We start from the raw sequence: 23,531 nt of genomic DNA, 5'->3' as shown, positions 1-23,531 counted from the left end.
GAACCACATTTTCACTAATTATCGTTATTTTTAACTTAATGCGTTATTTATTTAAATATTTAAGTAATCTTGTATTTTTATACTGTGTTTTGTGATTTTATTTGTGTTTAATTAACGTTAAAAACTAAAAATAAATGTTTTGTTAGGTTAGCGTTATATTTTTGAAAATAGCTAAAGCACAAAACATTGTGTAATGTCCATTTCTCTTGTTTATAAGGAGAAAATATGGAACAAAAAAAACAAGATGGGAGCCGCTTTCTACGCACAGTAGAATGGCTAGGTAATGCATTGCCTCACCCAGTCATTTTATTCATTATTTTAACTGCAATTTTATTGGTCTCATCAGCAGTCGGACAATATTTTGGTATTAGTGTGGCTGATCCCCGTCCTGAAGGGGCAAAAGGCCGTGCCGCAGATGGCATTATTCATGTTGTCAGCCTATTAGATGCCGAAGGTATTCGTAAAATTCTTTCAAATGTTGTTAGCAACTTTACTGGTTTTGCGCCGTTAGGTACTGTTCTTGTTGCTTTATTAGGGGTTGGTATCGCGGAACGAGCAGGGCTTTTATCGGCAGCTATGCGTTTAGTGGTCATCAAAGCACCACGTAAACTAACAACAATGGCGATTGTTTTTGCTGGTATTATGTCAAACACCGCGGCTGAGTTAGGCTATGTCGTGTTAATACCTCTTGCTGCCATTATTTTCCACTCATTAGGCCGTCATCCTCTTGCAGGACTTGCAGCAGCCTTTGCTGGGGTTTCTGGCGGATACTCTGCAAACTTGCTATTAGGCACAGTTGACCCATTATTATCGGGTATTACACAGCAAGCAGCACAAATTATTGATCCTACATATACCGTAGGGGCTGAAGCTAACTGGTATTTTATGTTTGCCAGTACATTCTTGATCACTATTTTGGGTTACTTCATTACAGAGAAAATTGTTGAGCCACAATTAGGGCCATACCAAGGCGGCGGGGTCGACGAAGATGAAGATAAATTACGTGCCGATGCTGAAGTCACGCCTCTTGAGAAAAAAGCACTATTTTGGGCATCCGTGACATTTTGGGGATTAGCGGCGCTATTAGCACTCATGGTCGTGCCTGAAAATGGTATTTTGCGTAACCAAGAAACAGGCTTAGTCAGTAATTCGCCCTTTTTAAAATCTATCGTGGTCTTTATTTTTATCTTCTTTGCGGTGCCGGGCATTGTTTATGGTTATGTTGCAAAAACGATGCGCTCTGATAAAGATGTCGTCGATGCAATGGCTAATGCAATGAGTACGCTTGGGCTGTATTTGGTGATTATTTTCTTTGCGGCACAGTTTGTGGCATTTTTTGGTTGGACCAATATTGGGCAAGTTGTCGCGGTAAAAGGCGCTAACTTCTTAAACAGCATCGATTTACATGGTGGAGTTCTGTTTATTGGTTTTATTATTATCTGTGCCTTTATTAACTTAATGATTGGTTCTGCTTCAGCGCAATGGGCTGTCACTGCACCGATTTTCGTCCCAATGCTAATGCTAGCAGGCTATGCACCAGAAACCATCCAAGCGGCATATCGTATTGGTGATTCAGTCACAAATATTATCACACCAATGATGAGTTATTTCGGCTTGATTATGGCTATCGTGGTCAAATATAAGAAAGATGCAGGTATCGGTACACTCGTTTCAATGATGCTGCCTTACTCAATCATCTTCTTTATTGGCTGGTCATTATTCTTTGTTATCTGGGTATTTGTACTTGGATTACCTGTAGGGCCGGGCTCCCCGATTTATTTTACACCTGGTAGCTAATAGTGATTAACGCAAAGGTAGCCAGAGTTTATGGCTACCTTTTTTATCTAGCCAATAAAAATAGCTGAACAGCCACTCATGTTACAGGCAATGATGATTTACTCATGGCATTAGCGGAGAAAGAGTGGGTTCTCGATCGTCGTTAATGACCTTACCAAATCGAGAATCGCCTAGATTCCATTCTGTAATAGCAGACATAATTTCTTCTTTGCTCCGTCCAATAAAATTCCACCACATTAAAATAGACTCATTAAGTGGCTCTCCACCTAATAACAGAATATGACTATTTGCTGAAAGTTGTAGTGAGACTTGAGTCAGGCCTTTACCTAAATAAATTAATTCATTGCGATGGCTATGCTGGGAACCAATAATGGCATCACCTTCAATAATGAAAATACCGTATTCAAAATCAGGGCGTAGTGTTAATGACAATGCGTGGTTACTGTGGGTTGTGATATCTAAGCCTACTAAAGAAGAAAACGATAATGTCGGTGCTTTATAAGTATCGTACTCCCCAACGAGTAATTGATATGTAATATCTCCAACTGACCATTTAGGCAAAGTAGGGTAGTGGTCAAAGCGAGGTGGCATATCTTTCATTGCTGCTGGCAGTGCTATCCATAGCTGCACCGCATGTAAATGGCGGTTGTCGCCATAGGTATCTTCAGAATGGCTAATGCCTTTACCGGCGGTCATCAAATTAACTTGGCCTGGGCGGATCACTTGTTCGTAGCCTAAACTGTCTCGATGTAGAATTTCGCCTTCAAGCATCCAAGTAAAGGTTTGCAGTGCGGTATGTGGGTGAGGGGCGACGCGCATACCATCTGCATCACCTTTAAATACCGTCGGACCCGCATGATCGAGAAAGCACCAAGCACCAATTAAACGCCGCTGTTTGGTCGGTAAAACTCTCGCGACAGGGATCCCGCCAACATCTTTAATGCGTGCATGAATATGTAGGAACGGTTGTGAGTTATATTCATTTGTGATACTCATTTGCACCTCTTCTTTAGGAATATTGGCAAATAGATAAGATTTAGTGACGGATATCTTGATACTCAGGCGTTTTATCAAATATCGCTTTGGCGAATGGGCATAATGGAATAATTTTACGCTTTTCAGAACGCATTCTTTCAACCACTTTTGCGACTAACTGTTTAGCTATTCCTTGTCCTTTTAAACGTTCATCAACGACGGTATGGTCAATAATCGCGAGTTCGTCTCCGGTATAGACAAAGGTAATCTCAGCAAGACGATTTTTTTTATCATCCGATAAGATAAAAAAGCTGTGATGGTCAGATTGGATGTTGTTCATATTATACCTACTCATACCGTTAAGAATAAAAAACCTATGGAATTTAGCTTAGATAAGATTAGGTATAAATACAATGAGGTTCTTTTGCTCAAACTATTCAAATATTTTGAATGGTCTTTATTAAAAATGATATAAAAAAAGAGAAAATCGATTTTTTATATATTTATAAAATAGTTTTATGTTGAATATTATTTTTTCAACGGAGAAACTCTATGTATTTAAAATTTATCAATCACATTCCATACTTGGATTGTCGTTATCATTTGCTTTCAAGTGAAAAAGCAAAAGCGGAAACCAGTACCGGAAAAAATTTTTCTCTTGGTATAACTTCAGTTTATAACTTATTTAAAAACCATAATTTAAAAAATAAAATTAATGGGGCCATTCCTTGTCCTGCCGCTAGCGGTAGTGATAAACCTACTCTAGACAGAGTAACACAAAGTCAACACGCACTTATTCAATTTCAAAACAGTCTTGTCAATGTGGCAGAAAATATATTGAGAAAGTTTAATGTGTCTGCTGATGGTTTAAAAAGTATCTCTGAAGAGTTAAATGAGTTATCTCATGGCGAGAACAGATTACTTAATCCAAAAGAAATAAATAAGGCTAAAGGTTTCAAAAAATATTTAATTCGATTCATTCATAATGAAATGCAAGGTCATAATCATAAAATCTCTTTAGAGGAAGTGAAAGTATTATTTAATAACGAATTCAAAGATATTCTCAATAGTAATGAATGGAAGATTGTTGAAACGGAGTTAGTATATGGGAATAAAAAATACTCTTTTGTATTAATACCGGCATCAAAAATGAAATATAATAACGCTGATAATGATATATTTTATGATTGTAGTTATCAGAATAAAGGTATTTGCTCTAAGTCGAGTGATGAAACCGTTCATGCCGTAAATTTATGGGTTTCTGACGTTAAAGATGATCAACAAAACTCATTGTTTACCGGCATTCGTCATGGTGTATTATCCCCTTTCTCCCTCCCAGAAGGGAGTTTTTTACGTAAGGAAGGTGCTAAAAATAGAGCGAAAGAAGTCGTTATCGCCGCCCTTTATTCTAAACCTGAACTTTATAAGAAAGCATTAAATAATGAGGTGGTGACATTAAGGATCTCTTCGACTTCTTTACTCACATATATGTTTGGTGAAACAAGCATGTTAGATGACCAAATTTTTGCTTGGGACTCTTTGAATAATGACCCGTTTGTGCATTTAAACATTCGAGATGAGAAAGGAGACTTAAAACAAGTTAAAATTAAGCTTGATATTGCAATTTTAAATTTTGGCGTAAACGAATTATCATTATCGATGATAAATAGGGTCTCGGATGGTATATCTGATAGATTATCTAGTTGTATAACGTATAAGAAAAATAATCTTCATCAATTAAACAAATCTGCATTGGAAAAAATAATGGGCGATGATTATTTAGAGAATAATCATCTAGGTGGATGGGTTGGCAACTATTTATCTGAAAATCCACACGCTGATAATCGCCACAAAATAGAAATATTATGTCAACAGATAAGAGATATCTGGAAAAATAGCTCATATAACAAGGATGCGAATGAACCCTATAAAATGGCCCAACGTATTGTTATGTTAACTTATGAAATTGATGCGGTGCCTTGTTGGAACTGTAAAAGCGGTAAAGACCGAACGGGAATGCTCGATGCTGAAATAAAACGTGAGACCCTGAGTTATCATCAAAATAAGCATTTAGGTAAACCTAGCAGTAAATTAATCAGTGAAGAAAGCCAGCTTTTCCAAGATGTGTTGTTACAGAGCGGCAATTTACAAATACAGGAATATAACACAGGTCTTGTTGGCAACAAGGTTGTTAAAGATCTCCCTCTCTATTTGAAACCAATGGCCCTATCTTATGATGCGCGTATAGGTGATCGATTTATCCGACAACAAGTTAAAGGCTTTTCATCTTTATCTTAAGCGCATTTTCTATTGATCTAAAGGGTACGCCAGTGCCCTATTCAATAATGACAAAGTGATATTTTTTATATTTATTGACCGTCAAGGTAGAGATTAATACGGATATCAGTAATAGGCTAAAAAATTTAGCGCAATCACAGTGAGTGAAATTGTTTCGTTTTTGTCACAAAATTGTTTCATAATGTTATTTTTAATGACTTGATGTGATTATCATCACAATAACCCCGCCTTTTTTTGCATATAAATCGCTCATGTTTATGTCGCTTTAGTCAATATGAGATCATGATTATGGTATTTTCTACTCGAGACACACTCTTTTCCCTACTGACCTTAGACAGTATTTCAGGTCATGAAGCCCCTATCGCAAATGTGATGAAAAAACATCTCAAAACCAGTGCTAAAGACCTTTGGCAGGATCGCCTCGGTAATGTCGTTGCTCGTTACGGAAGTGAAGATCCAAAAGCACTGCGTTTAATGGTCTTTGCGCATATGGATGAAGTGGGATTCATGGTACGAAAAATTGAATCGTCAGGGTTTATTCGTTTCGAACGAGTCGGCGGGCCTGCACAGGTGACAATGTCAGGTTCAGTGGTTCGCCTTGCCGGTGAATCTGGCTCAATACCTGGATGTATTGGTATTAAATCTTATCACTTCGCGAAAGGAGATGAACGTACACAATCTCCCTCTATTGATCAGCTATGGATTGATATCGGAGCGAAAGATAAAGCAGATGCTGAAAGGATGGGAGTCAAAGTCGGTACACCAATTACGTTGTATAACCCACCCCAAGAACTGGGTAATGACATGGTTTGCAGTAAAGCATTAGATGATCGACTTGGCTGTACAGCGTTGCTGGGTTTGGCCGATGCAATCAAAGATAAAAAACTAGATATAGCCGTATTTATTGTTGCCTCAGTACAGGAGGAATTCAATATTCGTGGCATCTTGCCTGTACTACGCCGTGTAAAACCTGACCTCGCTATTGGAATCGATATTACCCCTTCTTGCGATACCCCAGACTTACAAGACTATTCGGATTTAGTCATCAATAAGGGGGTCGGCATTACTTGCTTAAATTACCACGGTAGAGGCACCCTTGCAGGGCTAGTCACACCTGTTCGTTTGATCAATATGTTAGAAAAAACAGCGTCTAAAAACCATATTCCAGTACAAAGAGAAGTTGCTCCAGGTGTCATCACTGAAACTGGCTATATTCAAGTTGAGCAAGATGGCATTCCTTGTGCAAGCCTCTCTATTCCATGCCGCTACACACATTCACCGGCTGAAGTTGCGAGTTTACGTGATCTCAGTGACTGCATTCGGTTATTAACTGCTTTAGCCACACTTCCAGCTAATCAGTTTCCTATCGAGTCTGACTCAGACTATAACCAAGAGGTTAATTAAAATGAAAAAAGTCCTCGTTGCATGTGGAACGGGTATGTCTACGTCCACAATGATTGCTCAAAAACTGCAAGATTACTTGGCAAGTGAAGGGATCCCAATCGTCACTTCACAATGCTGTTTAAATGAAATTCCACTCAATAGCCATGGTGTTGATCTGATTATCACTGCAATGAAAACGGATACAGATTATGGCGTACCAACATTGAATGGCGCGGCCTTACTCACAGGCGTTAATGACGATGCACTAAAACAAAAAATTAAAACGTTGTTATCACAATAAACCTCATAGGTGACGTTATGTTTGACTATATACTTTCTTTAGGCGGTACAGTATTTGTCCCAATCGTCATGATAATTATTGGCTTAATCTTTCGCATACCGTGGCTACAAGCCATTAAAGCAGGGGTGACTGTCGGTATTGGATTTGTCGGAATGGGGCTGGTGATCGTCATGGCTATTGATAGCCTAAGCCCTCCAATCAAAATTATGATTGAACGTTTTGGCTTATCTCTGCATGTGCTTGATGTTGGCGCGGGACCTGCATCCGGTGTTGGTTATGCAACAGCTATTGGTGCCATGATTATCCCCGTTATTTTCTTACTTAACATCACGTTATTGTTTACTCGCCTAACGAAAACCATGAACGTTGATATTTATAATTATTGGCACTATGCGATTACTGGTACCGTTGTTCAAATAGCAACAGGCAGCTTAATTTATGGTATCGCAGGGGCGATGTGTCATGCCATCTTATCGCTAAAAATGGCGGATTGGACAGCAAAACGAGTACAAACAATCGTTGGATTAGAAGGTATTTCAATTCCTCAAGGGTATGGCTCTAGTTCAGTCCCTCTATTCGTATTTCTTGATTCGATCTATGAAAGGATCCCTTTCTTAAAAGGAAAAAATATCGATGCTCAAGCAATCCAGAAACGCTACGGTATGGTGGGAGATCCCGTTATTATCGGGGTTGTCTTAGGTTTATTATTTGGGCTTGCGGCAGGAGAAGATTTTAAAGGTTGTGCGACGTTAATGATCACGGTTGCCGCGATCATGGTGTTATTTCCACGAATGATCCGCTTGATTGTCGAAGGTTTACTGCCGATCTCTGAAGGTGCCCGTAAATTTTTTCAGAAGCATTTTAATGATCGAGAAGTGTTTATTGGTTTGGACACCGCGGTAACGCTTGGCCATCCAACGACGATTGCAGTGGGCTTACTACTGATTCCTATCATGCTGGTCTTGGCAAGCATTCTGCCATTGAACAATGTGTTACCACTGGCTGACTTGCCTGTAGCTCCTTTCTTCATCTGTATGGCCACGGTAATCCATCGTGGTGACTTATTACGCACATTACTGAGCGGTGTGATTGTGATGAGCACCGTTTTATTGATTGCAACACAATTTGCCCCTTTCTTTACTGAAATGGCGCGTAATGGGGGCTTTAATTTTGCTGAAAATGGTTCACAGATTAGTGCCTTGTCTGTAGGCAATATGTTCGGCTGGTCTATTTACGAATTGATGTCATTTGGTCTTATTGGCGTTGTGCTAACTGTCGGTATTGTTGCCTGCGTCGTTATTTTCTTACGTAATCGTGAATTACCTGAATAAGGAGTATGGAAATGAGTTGGTTAAAGGATGTTATTGGTACGGAAAAGGCGGTAATTGCTATGTGTCACTTACGTGCGTTACCTGGGGATCCTGACTTTAATGCTCAGCACAGTATGCAATGGGTCATTGATAGAGCTTATGAGGATCTGATGGCTCTACAAAATGGCGGTGTTGATGCTGTGATGTTTTCAAATGAATTTAGCCTGCCTTATCTCACTAAAGTCAAGCCAGAAACAACCGCAGCAATGGCACGGATCATTGGTCAATTGATGAGTGAGATCCGGATACCTTTTGGTGTAAATGTCCTTTGGGATCCGATCGCTTCATTCGATTTAGCGATGGCGACAGGTGCGAAATTTATCCGAGAAATATTTACCGGTGCTTATGCAAGTGATTTTGGCGTATGGAATACCAATGTGGGGGAAACGATTCGCCATCAACATCGTATTGGGGCAAGCGAGGTAAAAACACTGTTTAATATTGTACCTGAAGCTGCGGTATACCTAGGTGGACGTGATATCTGCTCAATAGCAAAGTCTACCGTTTTTAATAATAAACCAGATGCATTATGTGTTTCGGGATTAACTGCTGGCGCAAAAACAGACAGTGCGATTTTGAAACAAGTCAAAGATACGGTGCCGAATACGGTGGTCTTTGCCAATACAGGGGTGTGCCTCGAAAATGTGGAAGAGCAATTGAGTATTGCTGATGGATGCGTCACTGCGACCACATTTAAAAAAGACGGTATTTTTGCCAACTTTGTTGATCAAACCCGTGTGGAAAGATTTATGGAGAAAGTGCATAGCATAAGGCAATAAGAAAGGAGATAAGCAAAATACCTATCTCCTCGTGATACTTAGAGTCCTCGCAAGCTTCGCCAAAAGTTAGGCGAGGGCTCAATAATCAAGCATATACCGAACCTTAAAGGAGTCAATATACAATGATTGATGATGCTAAATGGATCCAAATAAATCAGGTTGCGACGGATTGGAAAGAGGCGCTTAGCATAGCTTGTAGACCTTTAATTAGGTATGGCGCGGCTGAGCCTAATTATTTACAAGGCATCATTAAAAATACCCAAAGTTGGGGGCCTTATTATTTGATTGCGCCGGGTATTGCAATGCCGCATGCACGCCCTGAACAAGGGGCTATTTATAATCAGATGACGCTAACTACCCTAAAACAACCGGTTGTCTTTGGGCATGAAGATTGTGATCCCGTATGGTTACTGATGACGGTGTGTGCGATTCAAAGCAATGACCATATTCGATTAATACAGCATATCGCTGAAATTGTAGATAACCCCTTATTACTTGATGAGATTCGTTTTGCTAAAACCAATAGCGATATTTTGAAAGTACTAAATCCATATTAATCTCTTTATGGAGGAGTAGTGATGATATTACATCCATCTTTGGCTTCTGCTGATCCACTTTGCCTTGGCTCTGTGATTGATAAACTCGCTAATCAGAATATTGGGTCATTACATCTGGATATTGAAGACGGTAATTTCATCCATAATATTACTTTCGGTAGCAAGTTGGTTAAAGCGGTCGTACAAGCCACAAAACAGGCCATATCTATTCATTTAATGGTATCTCAACCATTATTTTGGGTCAGGGAACTTGCACCTTTTGCGCCTAAATGGATCTTTTTTCATCCAGAAGCGGTGAATAATCCTTCAGAAATTATTGCTGAAATTAAAAAAATAGGGGCAAAAGCAGGGATAGCATTAAATCCGAGCACCGCAGTGGCTCCTTATCAATATCTTACTGATAAATTAGATGCTGTGATGGTGATGACTAGCGAGCCTGATGGTGAAGATCAACAATTTATTCCATTGATGGTAGAGAAGATTCAGCAAGTGTCGTCTTTATTTCACCCACTGGAATGCTGGGTTGATGGTGGAATAAGTGCAGATAAAATGCCTTTATTAAAAAAAATGGGAATTAATAATATTGTCTTAGGAAGAGCTCTTTTTACAACTGATGATTACGAAAAAACGATAAAACAATTCAGTGATTAAATTCGGAGAGAGGTCGCTTATGAGTCTGTATAAATCTGATCGGATCCAACAGATGTTGCACTATCTTTGGAAATGCCGAGAATTGTCTACACAACAAGCCGTTGAGTTATTCGGTTGTGCTGAAGCGACAATTCGTCGTGACTTTCAGTATATCGCTGAACACTATCCAGGGATGACCAGAACGCATGGTCGCTTAAATTTCGATGATAGTACGACAGATAAAGAATCTCAGTTCGATGTTAGGCGTTCTTTAAATTGTGCCTCTAAACGTGAAATTGCACTGATAGCCCGTAAATTTATTCATGAAGGTGATTGTTTCTTTCTTGATTCCGGTTCTACTTGTTTAGAGTTAGCAAAATGTTTGGGGGATATTCGAGTGAAAGTGATTTGTAATGACATCAAAATTGCGAATCAGCTTGGGGCATTTCCAAATGTAGAAAGTTATATTATTGGTGGATTAATTAGACCAGGGTATTTTACGGTGGGAGAGAGTTTAGCCTTAGAGATGCTAAATGCGTTTGCCGTTGATCGTGTCTTTATGTCATGCGATGCATTATCGATTGAAATGGGAATAACGAATGCCACCATGTTTGAAGTAGGCGTTAAGCGTAAACTTATCGCTCGCTCGCCTGAGGTTATTTTGTTAGCTGACCATAGCAAGTTTGATATGTTTGAACCCCATGCAGTAGCAACGTTATCATGTATTAAAACTATTATTAGCGATAGTGGGCTTACCAATGAAATTCAGCAACGGTATCGTCAAGCGGGATGTGAATTAAAATGCAGCTATTAGCGATGGTATGTGGAAAATGGTATTTCATTAATATGTATATTAAGTTCTAAAATAAAATTATGATGGGGTTTATTAATAAAATGGAGTGTTAATGTTTCAACCAATTCCTCAAAGAGGAAATATTTCTATATAAGATTGAAAATAGCGAGCCAGCCCACTAAATCAATATTTGGTATTTATTCTGTCAATTATCATTACGATAGAATATATTTATCAGTAAATGTTTGTGGTTTTTTATTTTTCTCCTCTTCCTTAGTTATCGACTCAATGCACTCGTAGTTTGATTTTATTGATAGTTTTACACTATAAAATGAGTGCTGCAGTTAAATTCTATTGAAAAATTAAATCATACAAGGTAATTATAAAATAAAATCAATTAAAACTTAGTGAAATACAAATCATGGATCACATAAAATAAAAAAAAGGAATTTGGAAGATTGATTTTTTATCTAATGAGCCTGAATAATGTCCTTACGTAATGCCACTTAAGTATTGCTGTTTGGCAATAGGTGTCTGATATAAATAACATATCAGGCATTTTCCACATCGGAGAAAACAGATGGATTATGAAAAAACAGGATTGGACATTTTAAGGTTTATTGGTGGAGTAAGTAACATTGAGTATCTAACTCATTGCTCTACTCGACTTAGAATAAACCTTTATGATAATAATAATATTGACCGAGAAGAATTGGAAAAAATTCCTGGCGTTATTGCTGTTATTATTAATATCCAGTGCCAAATTGTGATTGGTAAAGAGATAGTTAATGTCTACAATGTGATTAATAATTTATTAATCGCTCAAAAAGATCCTGTAAATAATACAATAAAGACAAAAAAACGATTAGGCCCTTTACTTATTGGTTTTATTATTAGTGTGTTTCAACCCATCTTACCGGCTATCGCTGGAGGAGGAATTCTGAAATCAATCTTAATCATATTGGATATGTTAGGTTGGTTAAAAAAGGGTACCCCTACTTATCAAGTTTTAGACTGTATTGGCAGTAGCCCTATTTATTTTCTACCAATATTAGTTGCAATTACGACAGCGGTTAGGCTTAAAGTCAATGTAGTGATAGCTGTTTCTTGTGTCTCTGTTCTTATATTACCTGAAATGATAAGAATAATGACAGAAGGAACTTCATTTTTAGATTTTAAACTTGAAAATATTCAATATGCGACCCAAGTATTTCCTGCAATATTGTGTGTTCTTTTCTATTCCCAAACAGAAAAGTTATTTACGCGTTATGTACCCACTCTCTTACAAAGTTTTCTAACACCTATGTTGTCATTTATAGTGACAGTGCCTATTACGCTACTTATTTTAGGTCCAGTGGGGTATCAGCTAGGAGTTGCAATAACAACAGCAATGATTTGGTTACATAGTCATTTAGGGTTCATTGCTACGAGTATGGTAGCTTGCACTTTACCTTTCCTTGTTGCTACAGGAATGCATAAACCTCTGCTACCTTATGCGATTTCAACTTTAGCACAACATGGTAAAGAGACACTTTATATGCCAGCGTCATTAGCTCATAACATCGCAGAAGCGGGGGCTTGTTTTGCTGTTCTAGTCAAAAGTAAGAATAAATCAACCAAGCCAATTGTATTTTCTGCGGGCATATCTGCATTATGCGGTATTACAGAACCCGCACTTTATGGCGTTACCTTTGTTAATAAAGTAGTACTCTACGCTGTGATTGCTGGCTCCGCAATTGGTGGTAGCTTCTTAGGGTATATGTCTGTCGCATCTTTTGCTTCAGCTAGTCCAAGTTTAGTCAGTATCTCTATTTTTGCTTCTAGCGACTTTCCTAAAAATATTATTTATGCTCTGATTGGAGCCAGTATTTCGTTTAGTACCACCTTCCTAATAACATTTATATTCTGGCATGAAAAAAATAATGAGAAGCAAAATAAAAAAATAGAAAACGAAAAGTTGACCTCTACACCATTTTTATCAAATAAATAAATATATCAAAATAATAGTTTGTAAGTATTGAACATATATTTAATGCTGACTTTATAAGGTTACACATTGTTTTTGATATTTAAAATAAAATATTTTTGGCTTTAATTATTGTTAGTTTATAAGAACAGAGCGTTTATATGTGATTTTTTGTTTTTAGTGAATAACAATTTAAATATTAGGATAATAAAGGGAATCGTATGGGAATAGAAAAAAGAACATTTAAGCATGATTTTTTATGGGGAGCTGCAATTGCAGCAAATCAAGCAGAAGGTGCTTGGAATTTAGATGGAAAGGGTCCTTCTGTTGCCGATGCGATACCAATAAAATCAAATCTTAGAGTGACTGACTATAATGGGCACAACGCAGTATCAGACGAAGATATTCAGTCTGCTCTTAATGGGGTTAATAATATTGCATATCCTAAACGTAGAGGAATTGATTTCTATCACCGTTATAAAGATGATATGGCCTTATTTGGTGAAATGGGGATTAAAGTGATGCGGGTTTCCATTGCATGGACTCGTATATTTCCTACCGGAGAAGATAGTGAGCCTAATGAAATAGGTTTGAAGTATTATGAAGATCTATTCATGGAAATGCATAAATATAATATTGAACCTTTAGTGACGTTATCTCACTATGAAATGCCATTAATATTGAGTGAAAAATATAATGGTTGGACTCATAGAAATGTGATTGATGCATTTGTGAAATATTGTAATGTTTGTTTCCAGCGTTATAAGACATTAGTTAAGTATTGGCTGACATTTAATGAAATAGACAGTGTTATGCGTCATCCCTTTACGACTTTAGGGTTTCGTGAACAAAAATCGACACCAGAGCGTTATGAACAGGACATTTATCAGGCACTACACCACCAATTTGTGGCTTCAGCGATTGTAACTCGCGATTGCCATCAAATTATTCCACAAAGCCAAGTCGGTTGTATGTTAACGAAGGTGACGACATATCCAAGAACTTGTCATCCAAGCGATGTTGAAATTACATTAAGAAAAAATCTGGAAAATTATTTTTATTCAGATGTTCAGGTTCGTGGATATTATCCACCACTTATATTGCGTAGTTTTGAACTACGAGGCATTACCATTCAAATGGAACCTGATGACTTAGAAATTATCCGTCAACATACTGTTGATTTTGTCTCCTTCAGTTATTACATGTCAGTAACTGAGTCTGTTCAAGATAATGCAGAGAGGACACCAGGAAATACGGTGTTTGGTGTAAAAAACCCCTATTTATCGACATCTGAATGGGGATGGCAAATCGACCCTATCGGCCTGAAGATTTCATTAATTGAGCTTTATGATCGCTACCAAAAGCCATTATTTATTGTAGAAAATGGGATTGGAGCAAAAGATATTGTAGAGGATGGCAAAATACATGATAGCTACCGAATTGATTATTTCAGGGCGCATTTTGAGCAGATGAAAGAAGCGGTGAATGAAGGTGTTGATTTAATGGGATACACAAGTTGGGGAACTATCGATATTATCAGCGCGGGCACCTCACAAATGACAAAACGTTATGGGTTTATTTATGTTGACCAAGACGATGAAGGAAATGGTACCTTGAATCGGTTGCGCAAAGACTCTTTTTATTGGTATCAAAAAGTGTGTGAAACAAATGGAGAAGACATTCGTTAGATTGCAAAAAAGTAGCGACTACATGGCAGGGTGTTGTTTATTAAGATAATAATAATAAAACATTTTAGTGAATAAGAATTAATCTAATAAAATAAACAGGCATGATAGTCATCTTTGTATGCAAATATAGAGATGACTATTATGCATTAGATAGAATAATGTTTATTGGTTAGGTTCAATAAGAAAGGGTTGTTAGAAGATACTAAAATTGAATTAATAACGAGAAGCTGATATTCATTGTTAGGTGATTTAATCTTAGACTAGCTAATTATACAAGAGGATATCGTAACTTCAAGGAACCACTGTAGAAGAGAAAGTGGTGCCCGGACTCGGAATCGAACCAAGGACACGGGGATTTTCAATCCCCTGCTCTACCGACTGAGCTATCCGGGCAACGGGGCGCATTAAACCGTATTAGGCGGTTTGCGTCAACGAGTTTTTTCTAAAAAAACGTAATTTTTAACTGAGTGTTTTCTTTTTCAGCAAAAAGTGACGGTTTAACGCGCGATCGTACTTTTTTTAGCTTAGAGCGCCTTTTTTTCGGCATAACGCAATCGCTAAAATATCTTCTGACAGGTGTTGAGCGATTTCAACATCCTTAATGTCTCGTTGAATCAATAGGCGATTTAGGCAACCTTCTAAAACTAACTCCATTTGATTAGCGACCAGTTCGGAATCTTCGATGTCTAGCTCATCCAACAACTCTTTGGTATACAGGAAAGAGTTATCTTTTTGTATACGACTTAATTGGTGAATAGGATGTTGTGGATCGGGGTAGTGGTTGCAAGCCGAAACAAATAGACAACCCGGAAAGCGTCCTTCACTGACGCGCTGATAGAGTTGTTGATAACGAGCAGATAATTTCTGTTGAGGATTGAGAGAGTCATCTAATCGTGTTTGACGCTGCCAAATTTCAATTTGTTGTCCATGGTAGCGTAAGCAATCGTACACCAAAGCTTCATCGTCAGGCCAAAATTGGCGGATCACGCTAAAATCAGGCGCAATCTCATGGAGGAGATGCTCGGTGGATGCGGATAGACCTTTTTTTTCTAACTGGTTAAGAGCATGACTCAAAATTTCTTCGCGCTGTACTGACATTGTTAGCTCCGTCACAATATTGTTCTACTACCTAGCATCATAGCAATGTTCATTATGTATTTATAGCAGTTTGCTTTATGCACAACAGTGACTCTATTCTGTGACCCCACACCATTCAAGTGGCGATAGCAATTTGCAGTAGGGTAGATATCAACATGATATAATTAGACAATCGGCTCAGTTTTTCACAGGGATCTCTATTATGAAAATTATCATCGCACCTGATTCATTTAAGGAAAGTATCAGTGCAGAAGTTGCTGCTCATGCCGTGAAGCAAGGATTTCACGCTATCTTTCCGGATGCGACTTATCTCTGTTTACCGATTGCCGATGGGGGTGAAGGCACTGTTGATGCGTTGATCGCCGCAATCGGAGGAGAGCATGTGACACTTGAAGTCTCAGGGCCATTGAATAAACCCGTGATGGCGACTTATGGCTTACTTCATCAAGGAAAAACCGCCGTTATTGAAATGGCTGCTGCAAGTGGATTAATGCTAGTTGCTCCTAAACAACGTAACCCGATGCTGGCGAGTAGTTTTGGCACTGGCCAGTTGATTAAAGATGCTTTAGATAAAGGCGTAACACAGATTATTTTGGGGATTGGGGGGAGTGCGACTGTCGATGGCGGCGTCGGTATGCTGCAAGCGTTAGGCGCTCTCTTTTATGATGCACAAAACCAACAGCTTGGACTGGGTGGTGAAATATTAAATAAGATCGCTTACATCGATGTATCAGGCCTAGACCCGCGATTAAAAGACTGTGATATCGAAGTGGCATGTGATGTGGATAACCCGTTAGTTGGTGTGCGCGGTGCAGCAGCAATATTTGGCCCTCAGAAAGGTGCTACCGCAGAGATGGTAGTGACGCTTGAACAAGGTCTTAATCAACTGGCGGATGTGATAGAGAGCACGGTAGGCATCGATTATCGTCATTTAGCGGGAGGCGGTGCGGCGGGCGGAATATCTGTTGCTGCTGCCGCGTTTATGAAGGCTAATTTAAAACCTGGGATAGAGATTGTCGTTCAAGCGGTCAATTTAGAAAAAGAAATGATTGATACCGACCTAGTGATCGTTGGTGAAGGGAGTATGGATGGACAAACGGCTGGCGGCAAAGCACCAATTGGTATTGCTAAAGTAGCGGCTAAACACCAGGTTCCGGTGATTGCGTTGAGTGGTGTTTTAGGGAAAGGTGTTGAAGCATTACATCAAGAAGGTATTGATGCCTTTTTTAGTATTGTCCCCCGCTTATGTTCACTCGAAGAGGCCTTATCTGAAGGGGCGGCTAACTTGCAACAAGCTGCCTATAACGTCGCGAAAGTCTTACAGTTAGGGCAACAGTTAAAGAATAGATAATATGACTGACCTTGCTTGAGGCATTTTAATGGGTGTTCGATGTGTTTCGCTATAGTGATTGATTTTGATAAGCGAAAATAAATAACCCCCAAGCGTTGGATAACAACGTTTGGGGGTTTTATTTTAAAGATTAAATGACTACAACATCATACCGCCAAATAGGAAACCGAAGGTGACGGCTAAGATGACGGCAATCGTGCCTGGAATGAAGAATGGGTGGTTAAAGACAAAACGACCGATGCGTGTTGTCCCTGTATCATCCATTTGTACCGCAGCAACGAGCGTTGGGTAAGTTGGCAGAATGAATAAGCCAGATACCGCAGAGAATGATGCGATAGCCGTCAATGGGCTAACATGTAATGCTAACGCCATTGGCATTAACGCTTTTGCTGTCGCAGCTTGTGAATACAACAGTGCTGAACAGAAGAAGAAGATCACAGCTAGCATCCAAGAATGCTCATGAATTAAGTCGCCAGCAGTTGCTTTAATCCAATCAATATTATGTTGTACGAAAGTATCACCTAACCAAGCAACACCCAGAATACAGATACAGGCACTCATACCTGCTTTAAAGGTGCTTGAGTTAAGGATAGAGTCAGTACTCACACGGCAGAGAATAGTGATTAGGGTTGCCACACTCAGCATAATGATCAGAATAGCATTGGTGGTGTTCATCAATGGTGTCTTGACGATACCTAAGCTTGGGCTGTTGATGATGGCATAAATGACCACACCCACAACGCCCAGTAAGAACAACAGAACCGATGATTTTGCACCTGCTTTGATATCTTTAACTTGGCTACCACGCAGCTCAACGAGGCCTTCAGCCAAACGTTTCTGGTAAATAGGGTCATCCGATAGTTTAGAGTTGAATGTCCAAGAGATAATGAAAGACATTAGGATGATAGCAAGGAAAGTCGATGGTAACAGGATACCTAATAGTGTGATATAGCTAACGGTGTTACCAGCACCAACCATCGCTGGGTTTTCCATAACGGAAGCCATATACACAACAGCCGCAGAAATAGGTGAAGCGGTAATACCGATTTGAGCAGCCACAACGGCAGTTGAAAGTGGACGACAAGGTTTTACGCCTTGCTCTTTTGCGACTTCAGCAATAACGGGCAAAGTTGCTAAAGAGATATTACCTGTCCCCGCAAATAGGGTTAGGAAATAGGTCACGATTGGCGCAAGGATGGTGATGTATTTAGGATTACGGCGCAGTAGTTTTTCTGTTTGAGCAACTAAGTAATCAAGGCCACCAGCAATTTGCATTGCTGAAATAGCTGCGATTACGGCCATGATAATGGAGATAACGTCAAATGGAATGGTGCCTGGTTTCACGCCAATTGCAGCGAGTACCAAGACACCTAGGCCACCGGCAAAACCGATACCTATCCCACCAAGACGGGCCCCCAGAAATATGGCCAGCAGAACAATAATAAATTCTACGGCTAGCATAGTGTTTACTCCTCGACAAAATTAAAATTAAAAATATGAAACTGTAGTGTTAATTTTTTGTGTGTGTATAAAACTAAAAAGGCACGCTTTCCGAAGGAGAGGCGTGCCTTGATTTTTAAGTATTATTTATGGTTAACATAAATGATTAGTCATCAAATCTTTTCGCTTTATAAGCTGGATGTTTTAGGTTCTCAACAGAGAAGATATCATCCAACTGCTCTTCGGTCAGTAAGCCACGCTCCAGAACGACCTCGCGGACACTCTTACCTGTTTCTGCACAGATCTTACCTACGATGTCACCATTATGGTGGCCAATGAATGGGTTCAGATAAGTGACGATACCGATAGAATTAAAGACGAACGCTTCACAGATTTCTTTGTTGACTGTGATACCGTTGACGCATTTTTCAACTAAGTTACGGCAAGCATTGCTCATCAATGAAATGGATTCAAACATTGCTTGACCGATAGCTGGTTCCATGACGTTTAACTGTAGCTGACCCGCTTCAGCTGCCATTGTAACACAGATATCGTTACCGATAACTTTGAAGCAAGCTTGGTTAACAACTTCAGGAATAACTGGGTTAACTTTTGCTGGCATAATTGAAGAACCTGCTTGCAGTTCAGGCAGATTGATTTCTTTAAGACCAGCGCGAGGACCTGAAGAGAGTAAACGTAAGTCATTACAGATTTTGGATAGCTTAACCGCAAGACGTTTTAGGCCAGCGTGAACGGTGATGTATGCACCACAGTCAGAAGTCGCTTCAATCAGGTCTTCTGCTGGTACACAAGGTAAGCCAGTCACTTCAGCTAATTTTTCAACAGCCAGTTTTTGGTAACCTGGCGCGGTATTTAAACCTGTACCGATGGCAGTAGCACCTAAGTTAACTTCTAGCAGTAACTCAATGCTACGTTTCAGGTTTTTCTCTTCTTCTTTTAAAAGAGTTGCAAATGCGTGGAACTCTTGTCCTACGGTCATTGGCACAGCATCCTGTAATTGGGTACGACCCATTTTCAGAATGTCTTTAAATTCTTCCGCTTTTTTCTCAAAGCCTTTTTTCAGGTATTCAACGGAGTCAATCAATTTGATAACTGAATTATAGACCGCGATGCGGAAACCTGTTGGGTATGCATCATTGGTTGATTGGCTCTTATTTAAATGGTCATTCGGATTTAGGTATTCATATTCACCTTTCTGATGACCCATCAGTTCAAGACCGATGTTGGCAAGGACTTCGTTAGTATTCATGTTCAGTGATGTACCTGCACCACCTTGGAATACATCAACAGGGAACTGATCCATGCATTTGCCAGTATCCAGAACAACATCGCAAGCTTTGATGATGGTATCAGCGATGTTACGTGGGATAGTATGAAGTTCTTTGTTCGCCATTGCTGCCGCTTTTTTAACCATTACCATGCCGCGAATAAATTCTGGCACATCGTTAATGGTGCGGTCGCTGATATAAAAGTTTTCAATCGCACGCAGAGTATGAACACCGTAATAGGCATCAGATGGGACTTCTTTCTGACCTAACAGGTCTTCTTCGATACGAGTATTGTTTGACATGAGAACCTTCTTAATTAGATTACAGTTACTGTCTATTATGCGCTTTTAAAAATATATATACCGTGAAACAAAATATTATAGGTGTTAAACCCTTGTTACTCCGTTATCAGCATGATGATCTACTGATTTATAGGTAGATGATATGCTGTTCTTAAATCATTGCCTTGAACCTAGATCACTATATAGTTTGATTTATGAAACTGTTTTCAAAATATGTGAGAGTGCTCACAGATGAAAATAAAAAAATGAGAAATCTCCATGAGTTGAAAAGCGTTATAGTGACCTCCATCATTATGTCTATACTATGTAAAAAAGCGAATGTTGTTGTTTGTCTCTTAGATACAGTTCACAAAGGTTTTCCAAGAGGCGAGAACTCATTTATACCTGACAGACTCTAAGTTGTAGGTAGATAGCCTGTAATCCCCTTGAAGACAGCTAGGTCAATGATATGTCTCAAGATGCTAACGAGGTGAATTCCTATGCAATTTAAAGAATGGCGGGAATAAAGCGAATTGAAACAAAGGAGAACTTGTGCGCTGGTTACCACTCATATTTATATGCCTTCTCATTTACATTGAGTCTGTCATATTCGTCCGTGTTGCCTCAGAGATTGGTGTGTTGGCGACACTTATTTTGGTTGTATTGACATCCTGTTTAGGGATTTCGCTGGTTAAAAATCAGGGAATGAAAAATGTCATGCAAATTCAACAAAAAATAGCAGCTGGTGAAAGCCCTGCCGCAGAAATGATTAAAAGTGTTGCTCTGGTACTTGCTGGCTTTTTATTAATCGTACCGGGCTTCTTTACTGATTTTATTGGCTTACTTTTATTGTTGCCACCAGTTCAAAAATTATTTGTGATGCGTTTGATCCCCCATATTCGTTTTTCTCAGACGGGAAATGGCTTTAGTGCAGGGCGTCATAACCCATTCCAACAAGGCGATACATTTGAGGGAGAATTTCAACGTAAACAGGATGATCCATCCTATACGATCGATAAATCTGAAGAATCTAGCGAATCTGAAAAAGATAACCGTCCTAAGTAGTTATCCCTCTAATACGGGGAAGGTAAAAACAAAAAAATTTTATCTTCCCCCCCTTGAAGTCACTCCAACTCGCCCCAATCTGGAAAAACATGGTACTGGTTTATTTAGACATACTGGTATCGTCCTTTTACCTAGTGTGGACTTTATTTATAGGAGAACTATTAATGAAAATTCGTCCATTGCATGACCGTGTTATCGTCAAGCGTAAAGAAGTTGAATCTAAATCTGCTGGCGGCATCGTTCTGACTGGCACAGCAGCAGGTAAATCTACGCGTGGTGAAGTTCTCGCCGTTGGTAACGGTCGCATCCTTGAAAATGGTGAAATTAAAGCTTTGGATGTGAAAGTCGGCGACATCGTTATTTTTAACGACGGTTATGGCGTGAAAGCTGAAAAAATCGACAACGAAGAAGTGCTGATCATGTCAGAGAGTGACATTCTCGCAATTGTTGAAGCGTAATTTTCACTTAGATCTTCTCAACTAACGAAAAGAATTTAAAGGAAAGAAATAATGGCAGCTAAAGACGTTAAATTTGGTAATGACGCACGCGTAAAAATGCTTCGTGGTGTGAATATTCTAGCAGATGCAGTGAAAGTCACTTTAGGACCAAAAGGTCGTAACGTGGTTCTGGATAAATCATTTGGTTCACCGGTTATCACTAAAGACGGTGTTTCAGTTGCTCGTGAAATCGAATTAGAAGATAAATTCGAAAACATGGGTGCACAAATGGTTAAAGAAGTTGCATCTAAAGCTAACGATGCAGCGGGTGACGGTACGACTACTGCGACTGTACTGGCACAAGCTATTGTTACTGAAGGTCTAAAAGCCGTTGCTGCGGGTATGAACCCAATGGATCTGAAACGTGGTATCGATAAAGCAGTTGTTGCCGCGGTTGAAGAGCTAAAAGCACTGTCTGTTCCATGTTCAGACTCTAAAGCAATTGCGCAGGTTGGTACTATCTCTGCAAACTCAGATGAAACTGTTGGTAAGCTGATTGCAGAAGCCATGGATAAAGTCGGTAAAGAAGGCGTTATCACGGTTGAAGAAGGTACTGGTCTGGAAGATGAGCTGGATGTTGTTGAAGGTATGCAGTTCGACCGTGGTTACCTGTCTCCTTACTTCATCAATAAGCCAGAAACCGGTGTTGTTGAACTGGAAAACCCATTCATCCTGTTAGTTGACAAAAAAGTGTCTAACATCCGTGAATTGCTACCTGTATTAGAAGGTGTTGCGAAAGCGAGCAAGCCGCTACTGATCATCGCTGAAGATGTTGAAGGTGAAGCGCTGGCAACTCTGGTTGTTAACACTATGCGTGGTATCGTTAAAGTTGCTGCGGTTAAAGCACCTGGTTTTGGTGATCGCCGTAAAGCGATGTTACAAGATATCGCGATTCTAACTAATGGTACTGTTATCTCTGAAGAGATCGGTATGGAGCTTGAGAAAGCAACATTAGAAGATCTGGGTCAAGCAAAACGTATCGTTATCAACAAAGACACTACCACTATTATTGATGGTGTCGGTGATGAGTCTGCTATTTCAGGTCGTGTGGCTCAAATTCGCCAACAAATCGAAGAATCAACTTCTGATTATGACCGTGAAAAACTGCAAGAGCGTGTCGCTAAATTAGCTGGCGGTGTTGCGGTGATTAAAGTCGGTGCTGCAACTGAAGTTGAAATGAAAGAAAAACGTGCTCGTGTTGACGATGCTCTGCATGCAACTCGCGCTGCTGTTGAAGAAGGTGTTGTTGCTGGTGGTGGTACCGCACTAGTACGTGTTGCTGCGAAATTGGCTTCACTGAAAGGTGATAACGAAGAGCAAAACGTAGGTATTCGTGTTGCACTACGCGCGATGGAAGCACCAATGCGTCAAATCGTCACTAACGCAGGTGAAGAAGCGTCTGTTGTTGTTAATACGGTTAAAGCAGCGACAGGTAACGAAGGTTACAACGCAGCAACAGATACTTACGGTGACATGATTGAGATGGGTATTTTGGACCCAACTAAAGTTACTCGTTCTGCACTGCAATTTGCTGCATCAATTGCGGGTCTGATGATTACGACTGAAGCAATGATCACTGAAATGCCTAAAGAAGACGGCCCTGATTTAGGTGCTGCTGGAATGGGCGGAATGGGTGGAATGGGCGGTATGATGTAGTGCGACGAGAGTCGCGTAGGTAGCTAGCCGAGCGGGCTACGTCCATAGTGAGTACTAACCGATGGTTGTGCTCACTATTTCCCGCCGAAATAGCATAATAATGATATGTCCGATGTTCCGGGCTTTAAATTCTCCCGGACATCGGCTCTTCACTTGGTGAAGAACTAATTTCTGGTTGCGGACTTTAAAGTCAGTATTCCTTTCTAAATAATGTGTAACAGCGTTTCAATGCGATAACTATTTGAATTTTAAATATTGTTATCACTTGATCACTGTTATAACGTCAAAAAGATACACGTTGAAACAAGGTGGATTTT

General features: G+C 39.6%; 20 protein-coding genes and 1 tRNA gene. 15 read left to right on the top strand and 6 right to left on the bottom strand.

Translation table 11 applies throughout. The annotated features are described in order from the left end of the window. Positions 1 to 225 precede the first annotated feature (225 nt). On the top strand, positions 226 to 1,797 hold the full coding sequence (locus ACWPW6_RS16195; protein ID WP_249999378.1) for an AbgT family transporter: 1,572 nt from the start codon (positions 226 to 228) through the stop codon (positions 1,795 to 1,797). 102 nt (positions 1,798 to 1,899) lie between these two features. On the opposite strand, the gene ACWPW6_RS16190 is transcribed toward ACWPW6_RS16195, so the two are convergent. Both ACWPW6_RS16190 and ACWPW6_RS16185 read right to left on the bottom strand, forming a co-directional pair. Next, a complete protein-coding gene (locus ACWPW6_RS16190) occupies positions 1,900 to 2,793 on the bottom strand; it encodes a pirin family protein (RefSeq protein ID WP_249999376.1) in 894 nt (297 codons plus the stop codon). A gap of 40 nt (positions 2,794 to 2,833) precedes the next feature. Next, positions 2,834 to 3,112 (bottom strand): GNAT family N-acetyltransferase, encoded by a 279-nt coding sequence (locus tag ACWPW6_RS16185; RefSeq protein ID WP_154622525.1) that lies wholly within the window; start codon positions 3,110 to 3,112, stop codon positions 2,834 to 2,836. Between the two features lie 212 nt (positions 3,113 to 3,324). Here ACWPW6_RS16185 and ACWPW6_RS16180 point away from each other — a divergent pair, with 212 nt between their 5' ends. The 10 genes from ACWPW6_RS16180 (at position 3,325) to ACWPW6_RS16135 (ending at position 14,537) form a co-directional block, all read left to right on the top strand. Then, positions 3,325 to 5,070, top strand: coding sequence for an inositol phosphate phosphatase SopB (locus tag ACWPW6_RS16180; RefSeq protein ID WP_249999374.1), 1,746 nt, complete (start codon positions 3,325 to 3,327; stop codon positions 5,068 to 5,070). A gap of 288 nt (positions 5,071 to 5,358) precedes the next feature. Then, positions 5,359 to 6,474 (top strand): M42 family metallopeptidase, encoded by a 1,116-nt coding sequence (locus ACWPW6_RS16175; protein ID WP_249999372.1) that lies wholly within the window; start codon positions 5,359 to 5,361, stop codon positions 6,472 to 6,474. A 1-nt stretch (position 6,475) separates the two neighbouring features. Further along, positions 6,476 to 6,754 carry a PTS sugar transporter subunit IIB SgcB gene (gene sgcB / locus ACWPW6_RS16170; RefSeq protein ID WP_154623529.1) on the top strand — a complete coding sequence of 93 codons (279 nt, stop codon included), beginning with the start codon at positions 6,476 to 6,478 and terminating at the stop codon, positions 6,752 to 6,754. A gap of 17 nt (positions 6,755 to 6,771) precedes the next feature. Further along, on the top strand, positions 6,772 to 8,085 hold the full coding sequence (gene sgcC / locus ACWPW6_RS16165) for a PTS sugar transporter subunit IIC SgcC (protein WP_154623528.1): 1,314 nt from the start codon (positions 6,772 to 6,774) through the stop codon (positions 8,083 to 8,085). A gap of 11 nt (positions 8,086 to 8,096) precedes the next feature. After that, positions 8,097 to 8,903, top strand: a complete 807-nt coding sequence (locus ACWPW6_RS16160) for a BtpA/SgcQ family protein (protein ID WP_154623527.1) — start codon at positions 8,097 to 8,099, stop codon at positions 8,901 to 8,903. A gap of 122 nt (positions 8,904 to 9,025) precedes the next feature. Further along, positions 9,026 to 9,460: a PTS sugar transporter subunit IIA gene (locus tag ACWPW6_RS16155; protein WP_154623526.1), complete on the top strand. Its 435-nt coding sequence runs from the start codon at positions 9,026 to 9,028 to the stop codon at positions 9,458 to 9,460. A 21-nt stretch (positions 9,461 to 9,481) separates the two neighbouring features. Next, positions 9,482 to 10,111 (top strand): beta/alpha barrel domain-containing protein, encoded by a 630-nt coding sequence (locus ACWPW6_RS16150; protein WP_154623525.1) that lies wholly within the window; start codon positions 9,482 to 9,484, stop codon positions 10,109 to 10,111. Between the two features lie 19 nt (positions 10,112 to 10,130). Further along, entirely contained in the window at positions 10,131 to 10,904 is a 774-nt protein-coding gene (locus ACWPW6_RS16145) for a DeoR/GlpR family DNA-binding transcription regulator (protein ID WP_154623524.1), read from the top strand. 559 nt (positions 10,905 to 11,463) lie between these two features. Then, positions 11,464 to 12,873: a PTS transporter subunit EIIC gene (locus ACWPW6_RS16140; protein ID WP_249999369.1), complete on the top strand. Its 1,410-nt coding sequence runs from the start codon at positions 11,464 to 11,466 to the stop codon at positions 12,871 to 12,873. A 197-nt stretch (positions 12,874 to 13,070) separates the two neighbouring features. Then, a complete protein-coding gene (locus ACWPW6_RS16135; RefSeq protein ID WP_249999367.1) occupies positions 13,071 to 14,537 on the top strand; it encodes a glycoside hydrolase family 1 protein in 1,467 nt (488 codons plus the stop codon). A gap of 317 nt (positions 14,538 to 14,854) precedes the next feature. On the opposite strand, the gene ACWPW6_RS16130 is transcribed toward ACWPW6_RS16135, so the two are convergent. Beyond that, a tRNA-Phe gene (locus ACWPW6_RS16130) sits at positions 14,855 to 14,930 on the bottom strand. Between the two features lie 126 nt (positions 14,931 to 15,056). After that, positions 15,057 to 15,635 (bottom strand): division control transcriptional repressor DicD, encoded by a 579-nt coding sequence (gene dicD / locus ACWPW6_RS16125; RefSeq protein WP_154624554.1) that lies wholly within the window; start codon positions 15,633 to 15,635, stop codon positions 15,057 to 15,059. A gap of 202 nt (positions 15,636 to 15,837) precedes the next feature. Here dicD and ACWPW6_RS16120 point away from each other — a divergent pair, with 202 nt between their 5' ends. Continuing rightward, complete coding sequence (locus ACWPW6_RS16120; protein ID WP_249999365.1) at positions 15,838 to 16,986, top strand: glycerate kinase; 1,149 nt, start codon at positions 15,838 to 15,840, stop codon at positions 16,984 to 16,986. 138 nt (positions 16,987 to 17,124) lie between these two features. On the opposite strand, the gene ACWPW6_RS16115 is transcribed toward ACWPW6_RS16120, so the two are convergent. Then, a complete protein-coding gene (locus ACWPW6_RS16115) occupies positions 17,125 to 18,447 on the bottom strand; it encodes an anaerobic C4-dicarboxylate transporter (RefSeq protein WP_154624552.1) in 1,323 nt (440 codons plus the stop codon). A gap of 145 nt (positions 18,448 to 18,592) precedes the next feature. Next, on the bottom strand, positions 18,593 to 20,017 hold the full coding sequence (aspA, locus tag ACWPW6_RS16110; RefSeq protein WP_154624551.1) for an aspartate ammonia-lyase: 1,425 nt from the start codon (positions 20,015 to 20,017) through the stop codon (positions 18,593 to 18,595). Positions 20,018 to 20,548: 531 nt separating this feature from the next. On the opposite strand from aspA, the gene ACWPW6_RS16105 reads away from it, so the two are divergent. From ACWPW6_RS16105 to groL, 3 genes are all read left to right on the top strand, one after another. Next, positions 20,549 to 21,061 (top strand): FxsA family protein, encoded by a 513-nt coding sequence (locus ACWPW6_RS16105; protein ID WP_163863074.1) that lies wholly within the window; start codon positions 20,549 to 20,551, stop codon positions 21,059 to 21,061. A 164-nt stretch (positions 21,062 to 21,225) separates the two neighbouring features. Beyond that, a complete protein-coding gene (locus tag ACWPW6_RS16100) occupies positions 21,226 to 21,519 on the top strand; it encodes a co-chaperone GroES (protein WP_008914587.1) in 294 nt (97 codons plus the stop codon). Between the two features lie 51 nt (positions 21,520 to 21,570). Continuing rightward, positions 21,571 to 23,214 (top strand): chaperonin GroEL, encoded by a 1,644-nt coding sequence (groL, locus tag ACWPW6_RS16095; RefSeq protein WP_154624550.1) that lies wholly within the window; start codon positions 21,571 to 21,573, stop codon positions 23,212 to 23,214. The last annotated feature ends 317 nt before the right edge of the window (positions 23,215 to 23,531 follow it).

This window comes from Providencia sp. Marseille-Q8014 (assembly GCF_965112055.1).
Note: the sequence above shows the minus strand (reverse complement) of the source record. Positions and strands in the feature narration are given on the sequence as shown.